The 21,200-nt window shown below is 60.7% G+C and carries 22 protein-coding genes; 6 read left to right on the plus strand and 16 right to left on the minus strand.

All coding sequences use genetic code 11. The features are described from left to right. Positions 1-66 precede the first annotated feature (66 nt). Entirely contained in the window at positions 67-1,713 is a 1,647-nt protein-coding gene (locus G5229_RS04600) for a tetratricopeptide repeat protein (protein ID WP_421208669.1), read from the minus strand. 295 nt (positions 1,714-2,008) lie between these two features. Between G5229_RS04600 and G5229_RS04605 the strand changes: the two genes are divergently transcribed. Beyond that, positions 2,009-2,434, plus strand: a complete 426-nt coding sequence (locus G5229_RS04605; RefSeq protein WP_103250619.1) for an Hsp20/alpha crystallin family protein — start codon at positions 2,009-2,011, stop codon at positions 2,432-2,434. Between the two features lie 61 nt (positions 2,435-2,495). On the opposite strand, the gene G5229_RS04610 is transcribed toward G5229_RS04605, so the two are convergent. Beyond that, positions 2,496-3,551, minus strand: a complete 1,056-nt coding sequence (locus G5229_RS04610) for an FAD:protein FMN transferase (protein WP_421208671.1) — start codon at positions 3,549-3,551, stop codon at positions 2,496-2,498. Positions 3,552-3,886: 335 nt separating this feature from the next. Here G5229_RS04610 and azu point away from each other — a divergent pair, with 335 nt between their 5' ends. Beyond that, entirely contained in the window at positions 3,887-4,327 is a 441-nt protein-coding gene (azu, locus tag G5229_RS04615; protein WP_227343020.1) for an azurin, read from the plus strand. Between the two features lie 114 nt (positions 4,328-4,441). Here the strand turns inward: azu and G5229_RS04620 are convergent, their stop codons facing one another. From G5229_RS04620 to G5229_RS04665, 10 genes are all read right to left on the minus strand, one after another. Beyond that, complete coding sequence (locus G5229_RS04620) at positions 4,442-4,999, minus strand: HutD family protein (protein WP_421208672.1); 558 nt, start codon at positions 4,997-4,999, stop codon at positions 4,442-4,444. An 84-nt stretch (positions 5,000-5,083) separates the two neighbouring features. Further along, complete coding sequence (locus tag G5229_RS04625; RefSeq protein WP_421208673.1) at positions 5,084-5,743, minus strand: YceH family protein; 660 nt, start codon at positions 5,741-5,743, stop codon at positions 5,084-5,086. A gap of 139 nt (positions 5,744-5,882) precedes the next feature. Further along, a complete protein-coding gene (locus G5229_RS04630; RefSeq protein ID WP_421208675.1) occupies positions 5,883-8,021 on the minus strand; it encodes a diguanylate cyclase domain-containing protein in 2,139 nt (712 codons plus the stop codon). Next, entirely contained in the window at positions 8,018-9,211 is a 1,194-nt protein-coding gene (locus tag G5229_RS04635) for a sugar ABC transporter substrate-binding protein (RefSeq protein ID WP_421208677.1), read from the minus strand. Before G5229_RS04635 ends, G5229_RS04630 begins: the two co-directional genes overlap by 4 nt. Before the next feature lie 162 nt (positions 9,212-9,373). Further along, positions 9,374-9,589, minus strand: a complete 216-nt coding sequence (locus G5229_RS04640; RefSeq protein WP_005337763.1) for a YdcH family protein — start codon at positions 9,587-9,589, stop codon at positions 9,374-9,376. A 276-nt stretch (positions 9,590-9,865) separates the two neighbouring features. Next, on the minus strand, positions 9,866-10,477 hold the full coding sequence (locus G5229_RS04645; protein ID WP_421208679.1) for a hypothetical protein: 612 nt from the start codon (positions 10,475-10,477) through the stop codon (positions 9,866-9,868). Positions 10,478-10,488: 11 nt separating this feature from the next. Beyond that, positions 10,489-11,835 carry an MATE family efflux transporter gene (locus G5229_RS04650; protein ID WP_330124832.1) on the minus strand — a complete coding sequence of 449 codons (1,347 nt, stop codon included), beginning with the start codon at positions 11,833-11,835 and terminating at the stop codon, positions 10,489-10,491. Positions 11,836-11,956: 121 nt separating this feature from the next. Beyond that, the gene (locus G5229_RS04655; protein ID WP_021230679.1) at positions 11,957-13,780 is read right to left on the minus strand and encodes a SulP family inorganic anion transporter; all 1,824 of its coding nucleotides are present in this window, start codon (positions 13,778-13,780) and stop codon (positions 11,957-11,959) included. 71 nt (positions 13,781-13,851) lie between these two features. Further along, entirely contained in the window at positions 13,852-14,442 is a 591-nt protein-coding gene (locus G5229_RS04660; RefSeq protein WP_139433521.1) for a nucleotidyltransferase family protein, read from the minus strand. After that, positions 14,429-14,689, minus strand: a complete 261-nt coding sequence (locus G5229_RS04665) for a GNAT family N-acetyltransferase (RefSeq protein WP_005337747.1) — start codon at positions 14,687-14,689, stop codon at positions 14,429-14,431. Before G5229_RS04665 ends, G5229_RS04660 begins: the two co-directional genes overlap by 14 nt. Positions 14,690-14,883: 194 nt before the next feature. On the opposite strand from G5229_RS04665, the gene G5229_RS04670 reads away from it, so the two are divergent. Beyond that, a complete protein-coding gene (locus G5229_RS04670; protein WP_124928964.1) occupies positions 14,884-15,189 on the plus strand; it encodes a hypothetical protein in 306 nt (101 codons plus the stop codon). 3 nt (positions 15,190-15,192) lie between these two features. On the opposite strand, the gene G5229_RS04675 is transcribed toward G5229_RS04670, so the two are convergent. The 4 genes from G5229_RS04675 to G5229_RS04690 are packed head-to-tail and all read right to left on the minus strand — an operon-like array spanning position 15,193 to position 18,984. Then, positions 15,193-16,377, minus strand: a complete 1,185-nt coding sequence (locus G5229_RS04675; RefSeq protein WP_421208683.1) for an iron-containing alcohol dehydrogenase — start codon at positions 16,375-16,377, stop codon at positions 15,193-15,195. An 18-nt stretch (positions 16,378-16,395) separates the two neighbouring features. Continuing rightward, the gene (locus G5229_RS04680) at positions 16,396-16,926 is read right to left on the minus strand and encodes a hypothetical protein (RefSeq protein ID WP_421208685.1); all 531 of its coding nucleotides are present in this window, start codon (positions 16,924-16,926) and stop codon (positions 16,396-16,398) included. Further along, positions 16,895-17,527 carry a TetR/AcrR family transcriptional regulator gene (locus G5229_RS04685; protein WP_139401472.1) on the minus strand — a complete coding sequence of 211 codons (633 nt, stop codon included), beginning with the start codon at positions 17,525-17,527 and terminating at the stop codon, positions 16,895-16,897. The genes G5229_RS04680 and G5229_RS04685 overlap by 32 nt, the downstream gene beginning before the upstream one ends. An 11-nt stretch (positions 17,528-17,538) precedes the next feature. Then, positions 17,539-18,984, minus strand: coding sequence for a coniferyl aldehyde dehydrogenase (locus G5229_RS04690; RefSeq protein WP_421208686.1), 1,446 nt, complete (start codon positions 18,982-18,984; stop codon positions 17,539-17,541). 212 nt (positions 18,985-19,196) lie between these two features. Between G5229_RS04690 and G5229_RS04695 the strand changes: the two genes are divergently transcribed. The 3 genes from G5229_RS04695 (at position 19,197) to G5229_RS04705 (ending at position 21,122) form a co-directional block, all read left to right on the plus strand. Further along, a complete protein-coding gene (locus G5229_RS04695) occupies positions 19,197-19,490 on the plus strand; it encodes a hypothetical protein (RefSeq protein WP_069555456.1) in 294 nt (97 codons plus the stop codon). 221 nt (positions 19,491-19,711) lie between these two features. Further along, on the plus strand, positions 19,712-20,680 hold the full coding sequence (locus tag G5229_RS04700; protein ID WP_421208688.1) for a nucleoside hydrolase: 969 nt from the start codon (positions 19,712-19,714) through the stop codon (positions 20,678-20,680). A 106-nt stretch (positions 20,681-20,786) separates the two neighbouring features. Then, positions 20,787-21,122: a DUF3634 family protein gene (locus tag G5229_RS04705; RefSeq protein WP_005353195.1), complete on the plus strand. Its 336-nt coding sequence runs from the start codon at positions 20,787-20,789 to the stop codon at positions 21,120-21,122. The last annotated feature ends 78 nt before the right edge of the window (positions 21,123-21,200 follow it).

Raw genomic sequence — 21,200 nt, forward strand, 5'->3', positions numbered from 1 at the left:
CTTCGTTTCCCTCGCATTGCCGAACTGGTTTCAGCATAGGCGGGGAAAAGGGGGCACGGCGGCGTCTTAGCTGAACTGGTTGAACTCCTGGCGCAGCTTGCGAAAACGCTCCTGCTGGGCCGGGTTGAGGGGGATGCCGTCGAGCACCTCCAGGGTCTCCTTGCATTCGGCACCAAACTCCGGGCTCTTGCGGTTTTTCTGCATCAGTTGCAGCAACACCTGGATCTTGTTGAGGGCGGCACCGGTATTGGCGGGCGCGCGGCGCAGGGCCTCGCGGAAGTGACCGAGTGCCTGTTCAAGCTCCCCGGCCTGATAGGCCTTGATCCCCAGATCGTTGAGCTGCTGGTAGCGCTGACGCCGCTCCAGTACCGTCTTGTCATCCCGGGTTGCCTGAATACAGGTGGTGAGCAGCCGGTCTTCGTCCTCCGCCAGCAGGCTCTGCAGGCTCTCGGCGTACTCAAACTCGCCGAGCTGGTAGAGGGCGAGGATGGTTTCGCCAAGCAGGGCGGGGGGCATGGTGGCCGGTTCGTCGAGCCAGTTCTGGTTGGCGCGATAGAGCATCTTCTTGCCCTTGAGCAGCTCGCCCAGCGCGATCTGTACCCGAGCCTGACAGATCTGCTCGAACACCGGGTAGTTGAACTCCGACATCATCAGCGAATCGCGGATGCGCGACAGGGCAGAATTGACCTGCTTTTGCAGGTTGGCGATGTGGTAGCTGTCGTTGCTGTTGAGGGCGTAGAGGGTCAGGGTCTGGATATAGGCCCCCAGATAGTGGGGGGTGCGGTGAATGGAGTTGCGGGACAGGTCGATCAGCGACAGCAACACATCCTTGGCCTGGGCATAGTCGTGGCGCAGCAGGCACACCTCCGCCAGTCGGCGGGAGAGTTGCACCGACTGGGGGGAGATGTCCACCGCCCGCCTGAGCTCCTGCTGCGCCTGCTCGTCATTGCCGAGGGCGAGTTGGGATTCCGCCAGCCAGAGGTGAGCTTCCACCATCAGCGGGGTATTTTTGAGGGTCGCCTGCAGATGGCTGACCGCCTCTTCATGGAGCCCCAGAGTGTTGCACGCCTTGCCCAGCGTCAGGCGGGCCCAGCTGTTCTCCTGGCCGGCCAGCAGCTGGCGCATCAAGGCGCGAGCCTCCTGTGCTTCACCCAACTTGAGGTGGGTATCGGCCTGCAAGCAGCGGCAGTAGTTGGCAAAACGGGGCACCGCATCGGCTCGCTCGGCACAGGCGGTAATGAGAGCCTGGAAGTTGTTGTCGGCCAGGGCGGTGAATACCGGTGCCAGGGCATGACGCCGGGCGAGGGCGCGTCTGAGGCGAAACGAGAACTGCTCCTGGGAGAAGGGCTTCATCAGGTACTCGTCGGGCTCGGCCTCCAGCGCACTCAGCACCATGGCGCGGGAGCTGTCGCTGCTCACCATTATCACCACGCTCTGGGGCGGGATCAGGCTCTGGTCACGCAGACTCTCCAGCAACTGGCGGCCATTTTCGCCGACCCCGAGATCGTAATCGATGAGATAGATGTCGAAGCTGCCCTTCTGGCAGCGACGCCGTGCATCCTCGGCGGTATTGGAGTAGGTAATGTTGCTGATACCCAGATTGATCAGCATCGCCTTCATCATCACCTGAAACGAGCGCTGCTCATTGACCATCAGAATGCGTTGGGGCTTGGCAGGGCTCTTCTTTTCTGACGCGTTTTCCGGTGTCTGCATTGTTCTGGGTCGAGGCGCTACGGGTTGATGGGAGAAAGTGTGCCACCAAAGCGTGTCAAGTGGCAATCAATGTGCTTTTGTCACGCAACTTTCAGTTTCCATGTCACGCTCTGTGCCTGGTGGCCAGGGCGATGTGGTTGATCCATATCAAATAAAGCTCAGATGGGGTGGCAGCACGCGGCACACTTTTTAGACTGATAGAGGGGGCAAAGACAAGCCTCGGTCACATATAGGCCCCATCAGGCAGGTATCAGGGCCTGCCTCTGTCAGTCCATGAATCACGGAGGGATCAGAGATGAGTTTGCTACCAAGCCGTACCAGTCTGTTCGATGACCTGTTTCGCGATATGGCGTCCGGCTTCTATATTCGCCCCTTGCACGGGGACCCCTTGCCGAGCCAGATCAGGCTGGATTTGAAGGAGAGTGATGGCAACTATGTGCTGCAAGCCGAGTTGCCGGGGGTTGCCAAAGAGGACATCCATGTGGATATCCATGGTAAACAGGTGACGCTGAAAGCGGAGATCCGCCAGTTTGACAGCCAGAACAAGGATGAGCGAACACTGCGCAGTGAACGCTATTTTGGCAGTGTTTCACGCACTCTGGAGTTGCCGGTCGAGGTGGCGCTGGACAAGGTCAGCGCCAGGTTCGAGAACGGTATCCTCACGTTGCAACTGCCCAAGCAGGTGGAAACGCCAGCCCCTCACCGGGTGACCATCGAATAGCCCGTGACAAGTTCATCATCAACCGTAATGAGAAGGCCCCGTTATCGGGGCCTTCTGTTTATCAGTGCTTTTCTGTCGGTTGCTTCGCCAGATAGTGGGCGAATTGGGGCGTGTACTTGGCCTTGAACCCCTGTTCGGTCTTGATGATGAGATAGACCGCCAGCTTGTGCTGTTTGGCAAATGCCATACCCGCTTCGGGCCCCATCACCATCAGCGCGGTATCGAGGGCGTCAGCCTCAAGCGCGGTCGGGGTGATCACGCTGGCGGAGACCAGCTTGTGGGTGACCGGCTGGCCGGTGGCAGGATCGATGATATGGGAGTAACGCTGGCCATCCAGCTCGTAGTAGTTGCGATAGCTGCCTGCGGTGCTGAGCGCCATACCGTTGGGGATGACGATATCGGAAAACGCTCCCGGCTGATCGGAAGGTTCGACGATGGCCACTCTCCACGGTGAACCCTTGCTGTTGTGGCCCTTGCTGCGCACTGCACCGGCCACTTCGATCAGGTAGTTGTGTACCCCCTTGCTCTCGAGCAGGGCGGCGATTTCATCCGATGCCGCCCCTTCGCCCAGAGTGGATAGGTCGAGATAGAGATCCGGGATCGTTTTTTCGAGCAGGAAGTGATCCCCTTGCGGGGTCAGGGTCAGCTTGTCGATGCCCACCTTGTGGCGGGCGGCGGCGATGGCCGCCTCATCGGGTCGCTTGACCGGCCGTTTGTCCGGGCCAAAGCCCCACAGATTGACCAGAGGCCCCACGGTCACATCCAGCTTGCCGTTGGTCAGTTTACCGGCATCCATCCCCTGTTGGACTATGATGGCCATGGCGGGCGGGATGGCGAACGGGATATTGGCGGGCCCCTGATTGAAACGGGAGATGAGCGAACCCGGATCGTAGGTGGAGATCTCCTTGTTCATCCGGGCCAGCAGGCTCTCAACATCGCTTTTGAGGGCGGGCTCCCCACCCGGGTAGCTATCGCTCAGGGTTACCACATAGTAGGTGCCCATGGTCTTGCCCTGAATACGGGTCTGGGCTGGCGGGGTAGGCTGGCAGCCGGTCAGCGCCAGCAGCAGGGTTAGCAGCAGGCCGCGCAGGGCCGCCACGGGGGTCATCGCAATCATCCGGCGCTCTCATCTGGAGAAGGTTCATATCGGGGCGCTAGCTTAGCCAAGGGGCGCTCGCCGGGCGAGCCCTGATAGGGGCAATCGGGGGGAAAAGGGCAGAAAAAATTAAACATTTTTGAACCTGTGGCTGGAGCGGGTCGTATCGTCCATCCGTGAGGGAGATAGTGGCGAGTAGAGCACCGTCTGGTGACCTAGCCCGCAGCTTTGGCCAAAACCCATCGCCGATTGAAAACAATTGAGTAAAATGAAGGTCGATTTAGACGGCATCTTTGCGAAGCGTTCACCGTATCCGCCAAGTCGTTGCCATCCATTGCCAATCAAAGGAGAAGATGATGAAAAAGGCGATTACCCTGCTGTTTCTGAGTACTCTGGCTGCCCCGGTTCTGGCGGATGAGTGTGCACTGGTCATCGAAGGCAATGATGCCATGCAGTACAATCTCAAAGAGATGAGCGTTCCGGCCACCTGCAAAGAGGTGACGGTCACTCTGAACCATACCGGCAAGCTGCCTGTGACCGCCATGGGCCATAACTGGGTGCTGTCCAGCACCGCAGACTATCAGACTGTGGCGACGGCGGGGATGAGCGCCGGGGCCGAGAACGGCTATCTGCCCAAGGATGATCCCCGCGTGCTGGCGCATACCAAGCTGATCGGCGGTGGCGAGAGCAGCAGCGTCACCTTCAAGACCGACGGTCTGGCGGGCAAGGATCTCACCTTCTTCTGCTCCTTCCCCGGCCACTTCGCCATGATGAAGGGCTCCTTCAAGGTCAACTAAGGTGCTGAGCGGCATCGAGCCGGTTGCCTCAATAGAAAAAGCCGGGATTTCCCGGCTTTTTCATATCTGTCGCTTGTTGTGGCGTGGCATGACTGCGTACAGCCGACTTTCGCGTTATTTGGCCTGCAGGGTAAAGAAGGCGATGGTGGTCTTCTTCTGGCATTCGAAGTGAATGCTCTCTTCACCGGTCACCACCAGCGTCTCGTTGATGGCCACCTCTTTGCCCTGCACGGTCAGCTGGCCGCTCAGCAGGTGACAGAGGTAGGTCTTCCCAGGCTCGAGGGTCAGGGTCAGCGGGAAGGGGAGGTTCAGCACCCGCACGTTGGCGCTGATGCGAGCCGGATGGTAGATAAGCCCCAGATCGGTCACCTCTTTTTTCAGCAACTCGCAGTGGGTCTCCTCGTCGCCGCTAAAGTGCGCCGCCTCGAAGGTGGCGTAGGGGTGGCCGTTGAGCACAAAGCCAGCCCCGCTTACCGGCAGCAAAATGCGCTGATAGCCGGGAAAGGGGGAGAAGGAGCCCGCGCTCTTGATGGGGGCCGAGCTCAGTCGATAGTCAAAGTCGAGTTTGGCAAGGCTGCTCCCCTTGGGGGAGATGAGGATCTGGCTGGTTGTGCCCTGCTGGTTTTTCCAGGGCATCTTCTGGTGGTCAGACTCTTTAATCAGGGTGATCACGGGCACTTCCTCACGATAAAAAACGCAGGGAGCCGGGGACATCAACCCCGGCTCCCTGATAGAGATTGGCGATGGTAAAGGCGATCAGCCCTGACCATCCAGTGCGGCCAGCCGCGCTTCCATGGCGGCGAGACGACTCTTGAGCTCGCTCACCTCCTGCTCCAGCTCGCTCAGGCGGTCGGCGGCAGGGGAGGCATAGGCAGCCGCAGGAGCGGCATTCATCATCGCCTGAATATCCACCTCACCGCTGAACAGGTGGGCGTAGCGGGATTCGCGCTTGCCCGGCTCGCGCGGCAGCTTGACCACGTAGGGGCCACGCTCGATGAGTTGGGTCAGCACCGCATCCACCTCGGTGACATCATCGAAACTGCAGAGGCGGTTGGTGCGCGAGCGCAGCTCCCCCGGTGTTTGCGGGCCGCGCAGCAGCAGCTCGCAGATGATGCCGAGCTCCTGGGCATCGAATTTCAGTTCACCAAACTCGGTGTTGCAGAATCTGTGCTGGTAGCGGGGGACCCGGGCATTGAAACCGGCAGTGTTGACTACCAGGCGTCGGCGGATCAGCTCGTCCACCACGGCGCGGATATCGAGCTCGGCCAGATCCAGTACCGGCTCGCGGTTGCTCTTCTGGTTGCAGGCGTTGACCAGCGCATTGAGGGAGAGGGGATATTGATCCGGGGTGCAGATCTCTTTTTCAATCAGACACCCGATGACACGGGCCTCCAGTGGGCCAAGTACTAACTCCATTTCCTACTCCCTAGCAAATCGCGATATCAAGAGCCCCCTATCTTAGTCATGCCCCGCACCGCGTCCAGTTTTGCGCGCCATTTTTGCGAGCTAATCAGAGGGTTGGCGAAAGGCTCGCCAACGCCGGAGGTCTCTGTTTTTAGCGCTGCCCCTGATAGAAGCGCGCCTTGTCGGCATACATGGCGTCATCCGCCACCCGGCTCAGCTCCGCCAGCGGGGTCTGGTCGCTGCTGCTCCAGCCGATGGCAAAACGCAGCGGGAAGCTATGCTCCCCATGTTGCACGATGGCGTGCTGCTGGCTTGCTTCCAACCTGCCTGCCAGCTGCTGGCAGGCGAGGTGATCCGCCTCTGCCAGCAGCACGAATTCGTCTCCTCCCATTCTGAATATGCTCTCATTCTGTCGGCACAGCGTGCGCAGTAGTCGTGCCATCTGGATCAGCAGGGCGTCGCCCGCCTCGTGCCCATACTGGTCGTTGGTGCGCTTGAGGCCGTTGAGGTCGAGCATGAAGAGGGCGAGGTGACGCTCCGGATGGCGCGCCAGCACAGCCTGATAGTGATGGAACATCTCTTCGAACGCCTGGCGGTTGGGCAGGCCGGTGAGGTTGTCGGTGCGGGCGACCCGTGCCAGTTCATCGGTAAAGAGTCGCCCCTCGATGCCCACCGCCAGTTGCTTGGCAAACAGCCGCAAGATAGCCCTGTCCTCCGACTCCAGCCCTTCGGCGCTCACCATCAGATAGCCAAACAGCACGCCACTCTGGCTGCCGGGCAGGGTCATGATCTTCCAGAGTGCGTTATCCCACTGGCATTCGGAGTGTTTGACCTCCTCATCCATCAGTTGGGTCAGCTTCTCCTGCAGGGCATCCCGCAAGGGAGCATCGACCCCCTGGGTCAGGGAGTAGTGGGGCTGGCCATCGCGGCGGATCACCAGCCCCCAGCGGTGACCGGGATAGAGCTGGGAGAGCTGCAACAGGGCGGAGCTGGCCAGCTCGGCAATATCGATATCCAGCTGCTGGTGCAGACCGAACTGCAACCAGGATTGCAGGATATGGCGGCTGCGCTCCTCCCGGCTCAGGGCCGAGCGCAGGGCGGTCGTTTGCGAGGCAACCTCTTGCTCCAGTTCGTCGTTGAAGCCGAGCAGCCGCTGGTTGAAGGCCTCTTTCTCGCTATTGGCCTGCTGCAGCTGTTCATTTTGTTGATAGAGCGCCCGCACCTGATCCGAGATGGTGCTGGCCATCTCCTGTAGCAACTGGCGCACCTCGTCGTACTCCACAAAGCGCAGCGGTGCCTGCCGTTGCTGGTAGTTGCCCTTGCCATAGCTGCGCACCAGCGCGGCCAGCGAGCGCAGCGGTCGGGTTAGCCAGCGGGTGAGCCAGACGCAGCCGATGGCCACCAGCAGCAACATAACGGCGATGCTGACGGTCAGCAACTGCTGGGATTTATTGAGCTCGCTGACCCTGTCATTGCTGTAGCTGTAGAGGATGATGGTGGGGGTGATCTCCTGCTCCAGCTGGGGCCAGCCAATGGCCAGGGGCTGCGCCATCTTGCTTGGCTCCCTGTCATCCATGGCGTTGGCGCTCTGGTGAGCCCCTTCGTAGAGACGGTTCTCGCCCTGGGAGATCACCAGATATTCGCTCCCCTTGAGATAGGGTTCCAGCAACTGGGCCATCTGCCGCCAGGGGAGAATGGCCATCACGAAGCCGGAAGGGGTCTGCATCACCCCTGCGCGCTGGTGGTTGCGATAGATGGGGGCTACCAGCGCCAGCCCGCCGCTGCGGTTTTGCTCCATGTCGTCGACCAGCACGGGATCATCGACGGGCAGCAGCAGATGCTTGCCCTGTTTTGCCTCGCGGGTCTTGCCCCAGGCCATCAGCTGCGGCATCAGGTTGCTCGACTCGAGGTGGGAGGCCTGGCCATTGATGTACTCCACCACCAACCCCTTGTCATCGATGAGGTAGGCCGAGGTGAGCAGGCTGTTGGATTTGACAAAGGTGGCCAGCGCCAGCCGGGCATGGCTGGAGAAGAGAAAGTTGTCGAGGGCCTGGTGGAGTACCCGATCCTGGCTGAGCTGATTGAGCTGGGTGCCGATCAGCTCGCTGCGAAAGCGGGCCTCGCGGGTCATGCTGGTGAGGGCTCGCTCCAGCTGCGACTGCTCGCTCTGGGCGATGATCTGGTGCTGGCGGATCAGCAGCACAGTGCTGGCCAGCAGTGCCGGCAGCAGGGCGACGGTGAACAGGATGATGATGAGGGTCGGGCCGAGCCGAAAGGTGCGATGTTTCATGGTGTTTTGACCTGCCGGTACTGCTGATCGGCCAGCTGCTGCATATAGTGGGCGGTGTCGGCGGCACGGATCCCCTCTTTAAAGCGCTCGAACCCTTTCTCCATCGCTTGCCAGGCGATGGACATGGCGCTGTCGGAGGGCATGGGGGTACTGAGGGTGAACTGTTCCAGCAGCACTTTTTCCTGAGGCGTGGGACGGCGGCTGATGGCGGTAAAAGCCTGCTGATTGACCGGCAGCAGCGCCCCCTGATGATAGATGAACTGCTGAATATCCTGACGCTGGATAAAGGCCATCAGTGCCTTGATGACGGGTTTCCGATCCTCATCATCCATCGCCCAGCGGGAGGCTCCCATCACGTAGGCGCCGCTCATGGAGTGCATGGGATGGCTTTGCCAGCGGGGCAGTAGGGCAACGCCCAGCTTATCCCCCATGTTCTTCACCAGATCGTTGAAGGCCCAGTCCCCATTGATGAGGTAGGCGCTCTTGCCCTCATTGAAGCGGGCGAGGGCGGTGTCATAGTCGCACTCGGGATCGACCCACTGTTCGCTGGCGACGGTGCGGTAGGCCTCCAGTGCCTGCACCATGGCCGGGCTGTCGAGGGTGATGCGCCCTTCGGTCACCGGCGAGCCGCCAAAGGTGTGTAAAAAGGCGGCGAAGTAGTACATGTCGTGATAGGGCCAGCTGACGGGGTCGACCCCCTTGGCCTTTAGGGTCGGGGTGATAGCTGTCAGTTGCTGCCATTGGGTCACCGGAGTCGAGACCAGCGCCTTGTTGTAAAACAGCATCAGATGGTTGCCCTGCATCATGGGCATGCCCCAGCGTTGCCTATCCAGGGTGACATAACGCAAGGCACTGGCCATCAATGAGGGGGAAAACCACTCGGCCGGGAGGGGGGCGAGGGTCATCTGGCGATAGAGGCCGATAAAATCGGAGGGGATCAGCATCAGATCGGGCAGTCCCCTGGCCTGAGCTGCCAGCAGGAGATCCGCCTTGATCTTGCCCGGCTCAATCTGGGTGACCCGTACTCTGTGGTTCCCCTCCTGATTGAAGCGGGCGATCACGTCGTCGATCACGTAACCAGCCTGCTGGGAGTGCCACAGCTCCAGTTCAGGCTCCTGAGCCTGCAGGGGGTGGCTCAATGCGAACAGGCAAAGCAGCAAGAGATGATAAAAAGATCGTTTTCTGCTCATGTTATCATCACCGTTATTCCCTGAATTCCAAGGAAAAAATGTAACAAACTACCGGCAAGATCGGTAGGCTCGGGTGTCAACTAATTGACTGAAACAACAAAAAGCCCGGCGCGTGGGCCGGGCTGGGGGATAAATTGCTTATCCGCATATTCTTCGAGGCATCTATTGTGGATGTTGTTTGAGGATGTCGTATATCTCCTCTTTCAGTTTGAGTTTCTGTTTTTTCAGATCTCTCACCTCGGCGCTATAGTCGCTGGCGTGATGCTTTTCCAACTTTCTAATCTCCGCATCCAGGTCGTTGTGCAAGTCAAACTTCTTCTGGAAATGGACATCACTGCTCTTCAGTTTCGAGATGAGTTCTCTGTACTCTGGGAACATGTAATGGAGCCTCCTTGGTTTCGTTTGATTGTGCCTGTAAGACCAAAGCTACCCCTTAGTGCCGGGGATAAATGTGATCCTGATCGGATTTGGGGGCAATGATTTAGGGTATTCGGCGGGATATTTATAACTTGTTGAATCAAAACAAGATAAGTGATTTATCAATCTGAATGGTGAGCCAAACTGTGCGACAAGTCACAACAGGGGCAGTGTTGGCGTGAGGGTGCAGGATCAAAAAAGGGGCCGAGTGGCCCCTTTTTATGGATGCAGGCAACGTTACTCTTTATCTTCGTCCGCCTGCTCTTTTTTCTTTTTCTTCTCGGGCCGCGGCTTGCCATCGCGGTGGATCACCTTGCCCGCCTCAAAGCCAATCTGGGCCGCCAGCTCCTCCAGATCCGCCGACTTGGCCTGATCCCCGATGGCGTAGCGATAGTTGGCGATGGAGAGCTTTTCGGCCACCGGCGTGCCCGGGACGATAGGCTCGCGCCAGCCCTGGCCGATGTGGGCCACCAGGGTGCCGTTCATCAACAGCTCGCCGACGATCTCCTGGGCCGGATTGCCCTTGCCGTAGGTGAGACCCTGCGGGTGCTTCTTGCCGACCAGCGGCTCGTTGCTGGCGGGGATCAGCTTGGTGCGGATCAGCCACTTGGGATTTTTGGTGTTGCCCACCGCCTTGCCGGTCTGGTACTCGTTGATCTTGATGGTCTTGATCATCTGGGCCATGAAATCCTTGGTCAGCGCCTTCTGGGCCTCGCTGCTCTCATCGATAACGATAGGGGCCACATACCAGGTCATGGTGGCTTGAGTCTTGGGGGCTGCAGACGCGGTTTGCGCCATGGCCAGAGGGCTGAGCAGCAGGGCAGTCAGCAAGAGTCCGATTTTCTTCATTCTGATTCCGCTTATGTTTCAACTAGGATTTTGTTTTGCCAGCGACGACTGCGCCAGCGCCAGAACATGGCCAGACCGCGAACCCACTCGTCGCAGGCGAGCGCCAGCCAGATGCCTACCAGTCCATAGCCCTGCATGATACCAAGGAAATAGGAAAGGGGTACGGCAATTCCCCACATGGAGAGCAGTGCCATGTAGAGGGGGAAGCGGGCATCACCCGTCGCGCGCAGGGCGTTGATCACCACCAGATTGAAGGTGCGGCCTGGCTCGAGGATGAGGCTGATGAGAAAGAGCTGTGCCACCTGGGTGATGATGTCGGGGTCATCGGTAAAGAGGCTGATGATGGTTCGGCCATTAAGCGCCGCCGCCACGGCGATGACGCAGGTGACCGCGAGCCCGAGCTTGAGGCTCTTGAGCAGCTGTTGATAGGCACGGTCGAACTGTCTGGCGCCCGCCAGATGGCCGATGATGATCTCGTTGCCAAGGCCGATGGAGAGGCCAAACAGCAGGATGAACAGGCAGATCTGGAAGAAGTAGGACTGGGTTGCCAGCGCCTTGTCCCCCAGCAGGCCGACAAAAGCGGTCACTACCATGAACTGCAGCATCCAGGAGAGGTTCTCGCCGGCGGCAGGCAGGCCGATATGGAGCACCTTGCCCAGCATCTCCCGGCTGGGGTGAACGATGTCGCGGATCTTGAGGTGAATGCCGGTTTTGCGGGCCACCAGCCAGACCAGCATCACCACGCCAACCAGACGCCCGGCCACGGTGCTGATGGCAACCCCCGCCACGCCCATCTGGGGCAGGCCGAACCAGCCGTAGAGCAGCAGCAGGTTGCCGACGAAGGTGATGAGGTTGACGATCAGGGTCACATACATCGCCTGACGGGTGTGGCCGTGAGCGCGCAGGGTGGCTGCCAGACAGAGGGCTGCCGCTTCCGGCAACAGGCAGAGACCGATGATCTGCAAGTAAAGCGTCCCGTCGCTCATCAGGTTGGCAGGCAGGTTCATCAGCGCCAGCATGGTGCTGGCCCCCGCCATCACGCCAATGGCGGCCACCAGACCGATCAGCAGGTTGAAGCCGATGGCGGTGTGGATCACCACCCGACTCTTCTCCCGATCGCCCGCCCCCAGATACTGGGTGATCACCACGCTGGTACCGATACTGACGAAGCTGAACAATGTGATGGCGAGATCGAACACCTGATTGCCGACCGCCAGCGCGGCCACTCCCTGATAGGAGACGTGACCCACCATGAAGGTGTTGAGGGCACCGGTCAGAAAGTGCAGGGCGAGATCGATAAAGAGCGGCCAGGTCAGCGCAAAGAGCGTGCCCGGGCCTGCGTGGGATTGAGATTGCATGGCATGTCCAACAGCTGGGAGGGCACGGGGGAGTGTCCTCTGGGGGCGCATTTAACACCAAGGCCAAGGCCGGTGCAATCCTTGTGCAGGATTGCACCGGCCAGGGGGTCAGGCCAAGGGATCAGGCAGGCGTGGCGCCCGCCTCCTGTTCGCTTGGCAGGGTGAGGCGCGCCGAGTCGGGCAGGGCATCATCCTGCGGCCAATTCGAGCGGATGGCATCTGTGGTGCTCTCCACCACCGCATCATCCTTGAACACCGGCTCGCGGTAGCAGCGGGTCAGGCGCAGCGCCTGATACATGTCGGGGCAGAGGATGATCCCCTCATCGCCCACCCGTACGCCTGCCTGCTTTAGCCAGTGGGTCATCTGGCCGTGGCGACCCGCCATCACCATATGGATGCCGCGCCGTTTCAGCTCCTTGTGCAGCTCCCCCACCATGCTCATCACGCTGATGTCCTGATGGGTGAAGCAGGCAACCGCATCGATCACCAGACACTTGGGGGCTCGGGGATCCTGTACCAGCAGGGCCAGCACCCGGCGCTTGAAGTAGGGAGCGTTGAAGTAGGTGAGCGGCGAGTTGAAGCGATAGACCAGAATACCCGGGATCGCCTTGGCCTGTTCGTTGTCCCCCAGGGTGCGCACCACCCCCTCGTCATCCATGCCAAGCAGCTGGTCGGTGGGGCGCATCACATTGCGCAGGAACTGGAACAAGCCCAGCAACACGGCGAGGGTGATCCCAGGGATTACCCCCATGGTGAGCACGCTGATAAAGGTGACCAGCGCCAGCCAGAAGGCGGATCGATCGGAGTGGCGCAGGGCCCAGAGACCGCGAAAATCGGTGAGCGACAGAGAGGCCATCACCAGCACCACCCCGAGGGCGGCAGTGGGTATATATTTGAGCGGCGCCGTCAGATAGAAGGTGATGAGGGCGATCACCGCCGCAGCGATGATGGAGACCAGCTGGCTCTTGCCGCCGTTGGCGTCGTTGACCGCAGTGCGCGAATCCGCGCCGCTGATGGCGAAACCCTGAGAGACAGCGGAGGCGAGGTTGGCCATGCCGAGCGCCCGGAACTCCTTGTCTGCGTCGATTTCGTAGCCGTTCTTGGCGGCAAAGCTGCGGGCGGTCAGCATCATGGAGACGAAGCTCACCATGGCGAGGTTAAGGGCGGGCAGCACCAGCTCCCGCATCAGACCGGGGGGAAATTCCGGCATCTGGAATGCGGGCAGGCCGGAGCCCACCGTCCCCAGGGTGGCGATATCAAACTGGCCGAGATTAAAGCCCCACACCAGCGCAGCGGTCACCACCATGGCCACCATGGAGGAGGGCCATGCCGGTTTGTAGCGCTTGGCCAGCAGCAGTGTGAGCAGGGCTACCAGACTCATGGCCAGGGTCGGCAGATGGGTCTGGGTGATATAGGTGGCCCCGCTGGCGATCCGCTCGATGAGGTAACGTTCGCTGAAGGTGAAGCCGAAGATCTTGGAGAGCTGGCCCACCATGATGGTGATAGCCACACCATTGAGCAGCCCCATCAGGATGGGGCGGGAGAGAAAGTCCGCCAGCACTCCCAGCTTGAAGCGGCTGGCAATCAGGCACCAGAAGCCGGTCATGGCGGTCATGGTCATCACCAGTTGCCAGTGACGGGTGGGGTCGCCTGCGGCTAGCGGCGTCACCACGGCGGCGATGACCGCACAGGTGGCGGCATCGGGGCCGACAATCAGCTGGCGGGAGGTGCCAAACAGGGCGTAGACCAGCATGGGCAGGATGCAGGAGTAGAGACCGACGATGGCACCTACCCCGGCAAGCTCGGCATAGGCGATGGCGACGGGCAGCGCCACTGCCGCCACCGAGAGTCCGGCGCGAAGATCTGGCATCAACCAGGCGCGCTGGTAATGCAGCAGGGCGGCGAGGCCCGGTAGCCAGCGTTCGAGAGAGAAGAAATCGCGCATTATTTAACCCATTGAGTTACAACCAGCTTTTCCCCTAGTGTGCCCAAGGTTATCGAAAGATTGCAATCAGGTTATGGCCAGTTTACCTGAAGGTCAGGCCAGATAGCCTGCCAGCGTTTCTCCTTGATGCGCTGGGTAAAAATCTGTTTGTCCTGACGACATCTAGGGTTGGCACTCACTTGCAGCGACCAGTTGATGGCAAAGCCGTAGGGGGCAAGCCACTCGAACTCGCCATCCTGATTCAGGCGCACGCCGATGCAGGTGGGCACTTCGACCCAGTGGCTCAGCGCCTCAAGGCTGCTGGCAAACGGCACCACCAGCTGTCGCGTGTGCATGCGAGCCTGATTGCGCACTTCCCACTGCTGATCCGGCAGCCGCTTTGCCAGCCAGGCTTCATGCGCCGTCTCGGCCAGCCCTTGCGGATCGGTTTTATCGAGATAGATAAGGTCGATATCGTTGAGCGGGGTGGGCACCGCCTTGTGGTGAAGGTGATCCCAGATGAGGTTGCGGATAAAGCCTGCTCCCAGCGCCCAGTCGGGCAGATTGAGCTCGGCCGCGGCTTGCAGGCAGGCCATCCGCTGCGGATCGGCCCGCAGCAGGGCTTCTGTTTTGGCTTGGAATTGCTGTTCGAGGGCGGAGTTCAGAGGTTCAGTTGTTGGCATTGCGGCGTAACCAGACATCAATGTAGCGGCAGCTCGGCACTATAGTGAGCCCCTCCGCCTGAGTCCAGTTGAAGAAGGCACGCGCCAGCTGATCGGCAATCCCCTGCACCCGCAGCTCGGGGGGGACGAAGGTGCTGTAGGCGTCGATGGTCTTGGCATCGAGCCGCCGGTAGCGCAGTCTCGACTCTTTACCCTCCACCATACAGATGAACTGCTGCTGGTTGGCCTGATGGATGATGTCGCTCATGGTGGGCACCTCTGGCATAAAGTTGGGTCTCTCGGCACAACATAACTGTTAGCCAAGGTATAGAACAGATAGTGGATGATGTATCGATTGTTATCAGGATTATTGAGCCAGCTCTTGCTCTCTGGCTTTTATCTTGGCACGAATCGATGTGGCAATAATCAGCAAGTTCGGAAGAGGTAAAAATGGACACGGTAATGTTGAAAGTTACCCGGAAGGTGTTGGCTCAAAGTCAGAACAGCCCAGATCAGCGGCAGATTGCGATTTCTGATGCATCCAACCCTGAACTCAAGGTTCAGTTTGAAACGGCAGGTAAAAATAGAAAAATTCGGCTGTTGTTGGCCAAGAGAATCTCATTGTGGATGGGGGATACGGGGGCTATTTGGTATAGCCACAACCACGCGAGCAAAAAGAACCAAGAGGATTTTGATCAACTCTTTTCATTGTTGGCGCACCATCCTGATGCGCCATTCCAGTTTATTTGTGAGGTTGCGGCCGATTAGCCACTAGGCCCAGGCCCGCTCCAGCAGAGTGAGTAACTGCTCACGGTCGGCGTCCTTGCGATTGAACAGCAGGGCACCGTCGTTGACCGCCAGATCGCGGATCTCGGTCAGTAGCGAGCGATCGCTTACCCCAGCCTCGCTCATGGTGCGCGGCAGCTTGACCGCTTGCCACAAGGTGTCGCGCAGGGTGCGAATGGCTGTGATGGTCGCCTCCGCCCGCTGATGGGCCGGGGTGGCAGCAAAGCGCTCGGCTCCTACCAGCGGCAGCAGCAGCCGGGCCAGCTCGTTATCCACCTCGGGGCGGTTGTAGTCGAGCACGGTGGGCAAAAAGAGGTTCATGCACAGCCCATGGGGCAGATGGCAGCGTGCTCCCAGACTGTGGCCGAGGGCGTGCACCAGCCCCACCATGGAGTTGGAGAATGCCATGCCAGCCAGCGTGGATCCTTCCGCCAGTTGCAGCCGCAGCTGTTTGTTTTGCGGGTCGTGGATGATTTGCGGCAGGGCGCTGGCGATCTTCTCCACTGCCATCAGGGCCAGCGCATCGCTTACCGGGTTCTTGGCGGTACCGATAAAGGCCTCGATAGCGTGGGTCATGGCGTCCATGGCGGTAGCGGCGGTGATATTGAGGGGCAGTCCCTGGGTCAGGCGCGGGTCTAACACCGCCAGCTGGGGCAGCAGGAAGGGGGAGGTGAAGGGCACCTTGCGCCCGCTCGCCTCATCCTTGATCACCGCCACCAGCGTCACTTCTGAGCCTGTGCCCGCCGTGGTGGGCACCACCGCCAGCGGCTTGAGGGGACGGGTCAGGCAACCGGCGCCCGAGTAGTCGAGCAGATGATCCCCCCCCATGGAAGTGAGAATGTTGACCGCCTTGGCGGTGTCGATGACCGAGCCGCCCCCCAGCGCCACCAGACTGTCGCAGTCGAGCTCGCGGTAGCGTTTGGCGATCCGCTCCACCACGGCAGTGGAAGAGTCGGCCGGGATCTCGTCCCAGATGGCGGCAACCGGCAGCTCCCCCTCGGCCAGCACATTAGCCAGCAGGGTGGCAAGGCCGGTGGCATTGACCCCCTTGTCGGTCAGCAGCAGCGGGCGATGGGCACCCAGGCTGGCCAGCTCGCTGGCCAGCTGCTCCAGCGCCTGTTCACCGGCCAGCAGTTTGACCGGGCAGAAAAAATCGTAATAGCGGCTCATTTCAAGGCTCCTTGCGCGTTAGTCGGTCACCAGACCCAGATAGATGTTGCAGGCCCGGCCAAGCTTGTTGGTCGGGGCGGGATAGTGGCGCAGCAGCGGCCGCGCGATAAAGGCGGGCAGGATCAGGGACTGCAACTGCTCAAGTCCCCGCACCAGATGCATGGCAACGGTCAGATCCCCCTCCACCAGCAGCCGGTTTTCGCCAAATGCCTGATTGACCCCGAGCCGAAAGCTCAGGGCGCGAAAGGCGATATTGGGGTGCTTGAAGCGCACCCGCAGCGGATGGATGGTGGCATGGGGGGCGACTGGCGCGCTGGGATACCAGCGCCCACCCTGCTTGTGCATGTTCATGGCGTAGCCGATGCCGCCCACTTCGAGGCGGATTGCCAACCCGTCCGGCAACGGCGCCAATTCGCGGCGTACCGCCTCATCGGTGCGGGCGGCGCGGCAGAGGGTGCGACCCACCACCCAGAGCAGAGTGGTGATCCAGAGGCGGCGGCCAAGGGCTGCCGCAGGTTCAAACGTCCATGTTGGTATGGAATGGCGCATGAGGATTGGCTCCTGAGATGGCTGACCAGAAGAGAGCGAACGCACTGGCTTGCCAGTAGTCGTCCTCTCCCAGCTCCGGTTGATCGACAAACAGTGATGCGCAGGCGAGGAACTGGCCCTGACACACCTCCAGCAACAGTGGCGCGGGAGCCTGCATCAGCTCGCCGCTGGCCTGCCCCTTTGCCAGTAGGGCAGGCAGAAAGCGCAGGGCATCGTTCAGGATCTGGCTGCGGGCCGGTCTGGCCAGCAGCGGAGAGTGAAAGAAGCCCAGCACAAATTTGAGCTCATTGGGGTTAGCCTGCATCCACTCCATCGCCAGCTGCCAGTAGTGGCGGGTCTGGTCGTACAGCGGCAGGGTGGGATCTGCTTCATGGATGGCGCTCCCCATCCGGGTCTTTACATCCTGATAGAGGGCGAGGATCAGCGCCTCCTTGCTCGGAAAGTGGTGGAACAGAGTGCCGTTGGCCACCCCGGCAGCCTTGGCGATACGGGCGGTGGCGGCCCCCTGCAGGCCATCTTCGGCGCAGAGGGCGAGGGCGGCATCCAGGATCTGGCGGCGCTTGTCGGTCATGGTTTGTGGCTGCGGGATAGCCTGGTTCATGGTCATCTCCATCAGCGCAGGAAGAAGGCCATCATCAGCTTCTGGATCCAGCTGTGGTAGGGCGGATGGATCAGGGAGCCGGTGGTGAACTTGCCGCGGGTCAGCACGGTTTTCGCCTTGGAGAAGGTAAGAAACCCCTCGTGGCCGTGGTAGTGGCCCATGCCGGAGGCGCCGATGCCGCCAAACGGCACATCATCGGCAGCCACCTGAAACAGGCTCTCGTTGATCGCCATGCCGCCGGAGTGGGTCTCCCGGGTCACCCGTGCCTGCAACTCGGGATCGAAGCTCATCAGATAGAGGGCCAGCGGGCGGGGCCGCTCGGCAACATAGGCGAGCGCCTCCTCCAGAGTGTCGTAGGGGATAAGCGGTAGCAGCGGCCCGAAGATCTCCTGCTGCATCACCTGACACTGACCCGGCACCCCGGTCAGCAGGTGGGGCACCAGCAGGCGACGCTGATCGTCGCGGGCCGGGCTGCCACAGGGGTGGAGCTGGGCACCCGCCTGCTCGGCTTCATCGAGCCAGCTGACGAGACGTTGATACTGGCGGTCGTTGATGATGGCGCCGTAGTCGGCGCTATTGAGCCCCTGCGGGTAGAGCTTGCTGAAGTGGCGGCGATAGGCGGCGATAAAGTTATCCACCTCGCTACGGGGCAGCAGCACATAGTCGGGGGCGACGCAGATCTGCCCGGCGTTGAGGCTCTTGCCGAAGATCATCCGCTCGACCGCGGTGGCGACCGGCATGTCGGGGGCGATGAGACAGGGGCTCTTGCCGCCCAGCTCAAGGGTGAGGGGGGTGAGCTGGGGCGCGGCGGCGGCCATCACCAGCTTGCCCACCATGGTTGAGCCGGTAAAGAGCAGGTGATCGAACGGCAGCGAGCTGAACGCCGCCGCCATCTGGGCATCCCCTTCGATGATGGCGATCTCGTTTTCGTCAAACACGCTGGTGAGCATGGTGCGCAGCACTGCGTTGGTATGAGGGGTGAACTCGGAGAGTTTCAGCATCGCCCGGTTCCCTGCCGCGATGGCGGTGATGAGGGGGCCAAGGCTCAGCATCACCGGAAAGTTCCACGGCACGATAATGCCGACCACCCCGAGCGGCTGGAAGTGCACCTCTACTTTGGCGGGGGCCAGCAGCAGGCCGGTGTGACGGCGGTGGGGCTGCATCCAGCGTTTGAGCCGCTTCTGGGTGTAGTTGATCTGCATGATGCAGGGCAGCACATCGGCGATCAGGCTGTCGTAGCGGCTGCGCTGACCATAATCTGCCGCCAGCGCCTTGCACAGCGGCCCCTTGTGGGCGAGCAACGCCTGCTTGAGTTTGGTCAGCTGCGCCCGGCGCTCGGCCAGGGTAGGCATGGGATGAGCCAGACTCGCCCGCTTGAGCCTTGCCAGCTGATCTGGCAGGGACAATTTGATGGCGAGGATATCCTCAGGAGTGTGTTGAAGCTGCGCCGCACCCATGTTGTTCTCCGCATGAAAAATGACCGACTGATTAGTCGGTCTAAATCTAGCTGTTTGTTACCGGAATGTAAAGCTGGCAAGCTGTCTGCCGTTCACCACAAGCCAGACGCAAGAGAGAACTGTGTGTCTCCCCACACTTTTGTGGTTTGCTCGTTGGTGGCTTATCTAATAAGGGGTAGTTTTTGGCTATTAACCTACACGGAGAGATCACTATGACCAGGGAACTGAACAGCTTGTTGGCCCGGCTTGAAGATGTGGTTGAGCGGATGCCGGATTGCTTCAACACCTACGAATTCGCCCAGAAGCTGGCACTGCAATATCAGCCGGAGTTCTTTGCCGCGGGCCACTCTCTGGCCGAGCACGAGGGCAAAGTACTGCGGGTGTTGCACCAGAAGATCGCCGAGGCGCTGGCGGGTAGCGAGATGGTGATTGAAGGGGCTCTGCTCCCCTGCATCACCCCCTGGGGGGAGAAGGCGACCTCACCGCGCTGGCATCGCAAGCACTGAGGGTCGTAGTCAGGCAGATCTGTGCCAGACAGCAGATAACGAACAACGATAAAGGGCGCGGCGCTGGCAACAGGGCCGCGCTTTTTTATGCAGATTGTCGCCAGCAACGCCCCCGCTGCCGGGAGCAAAGGCTCGGTCTGTGATCCCATGCCGGGATACGAGACCGTCAGCCGGGTAGACTCTCCCTTTTGCCGAAGGGTTTGTCACCGTAGGAATTTCTCATGACCCATAAAATCATTCTGGATACCGACCCGGGTATCGACGATGCCATGGCCATCCTGTTTGCCGAGGCCCACCCCGCCATCGAGCTGCTCGCCATCACCACAGTTTTTGGTAACGCCACCATCGACAATGGCACCCGCAACGCCCTCTGGCTCAAGCAGAAGTACGGCATGAAGGCGGATGTGGCCAAAGGTGCTGCCGCCCCGCTGCAGCGCGAGCCGGTCGGCCCCACCACCATAGTCCACGGCCCGAGCGGCTTTGGCGACATGGAGGCGGGGGAGGTGACTATCGCTCCGGATCCCCGCCCCGCCTGGCAATATATTGTCGAGGCGGTGAAAGCCGCACCGGGGGAGATCACCCTGGTCACTATCGGCCCGCTGACCAATCTGGCGCTGGCGCTGCAACAGGCGCCCGAGATTGTCTCGCTGGTGAAACAGGTGGTAGTGATGGGCGGAGCCTTTGGCGTCAACGGCCATCGCGGCAACGTCACCCCCTATGCCGAAGCCAATATCCACGACGATCCCGATGCCGCCGACCGGGTCTTTACCGCCGACTGGCCGGTGGTGATCATCGGGCTGGACGTGACCCAGCAGAGCTTCTTCAGCAGCGCCTATCTGGATGAGCTCAGGGACAAGGCGGGGGAGCCGGGCCGCTTCCTGTGGGATGTCAGCCGCTTCTACCTGCGCTTCTACTCCGAGAAGCTGGGGCTCTCCGGTTGCCACGTTCACGATCCGTCCGCCATCGCCTATGTCATTGACCCGACCCTCTTTACCCTGCGGGAGGGGCCGGTGCGGGTGATTACCAGCGGCCCGGCCATCGGCCACACCCTGCAAAAGTTCGATGGCAAACGCCACTCCCACGATGATTGGGCAGCCTATCGTCCGCAGCAGGTCGGGGTGGCGGTGCGCGATGAAGCCTTGCTGGCGCTCTATCGCGAGACGCTGGTGGGCTGGGGCAAGGACTGCTGAGCAAAGAGGCGCTATTGCGCTGACGCGGGGGCTGTGATCGGTGCCAAACAATCGGAGCGCACGGCCGCTTATACTGCCTTATATCAAGAGCTTGGGAGGGATGAAGATGGCCTGGATTTCCTTGATAGTGGCGATTGCGCTGATCTGGTGGTTGATGAAGCTGGGGCGTGGTGCCCTGTTCGAAATCCGCCTTGCCCCCGGCAAGGTGGTGGTCAAGCAGGGCAAGGTGTCACCCGCCTTTATTGAGCATGCCAAGCAGATCCTGCGCCACGACACGGTGCGCGGTCGCATTGTGGGGCAGCGTGATGGCGATGGCGTCAAGCTGATCTTCTCCCGCTCCATCCCCGAGCCGGTGGCCCAGCGTTTTCGTAATATCTTCCCCTATGGCGATTACCGCCAGCCAACGGCGCCACTGCCGGGGCCCAAATCCCGAAAGGGATAAGCACCGGAACCTGGTTCATCAATAGCAAACGGGCCTCCAGTGGAGGCCCGTTTTTATGGCACTTGGCCAAGAGAGAGC

Origin of the sequence: Aeromonas sp. 602396 (genome assembly GCF_049173735.1) — a bacterium.
In the GTDB taxonomy this organism is placed as follows: Bacteria; Pseudomonadota; Gammaproteobacteria; order Enterobacterales; family Aeromonadaceae; genus Aeromonas; species Aeromonas veronii_A.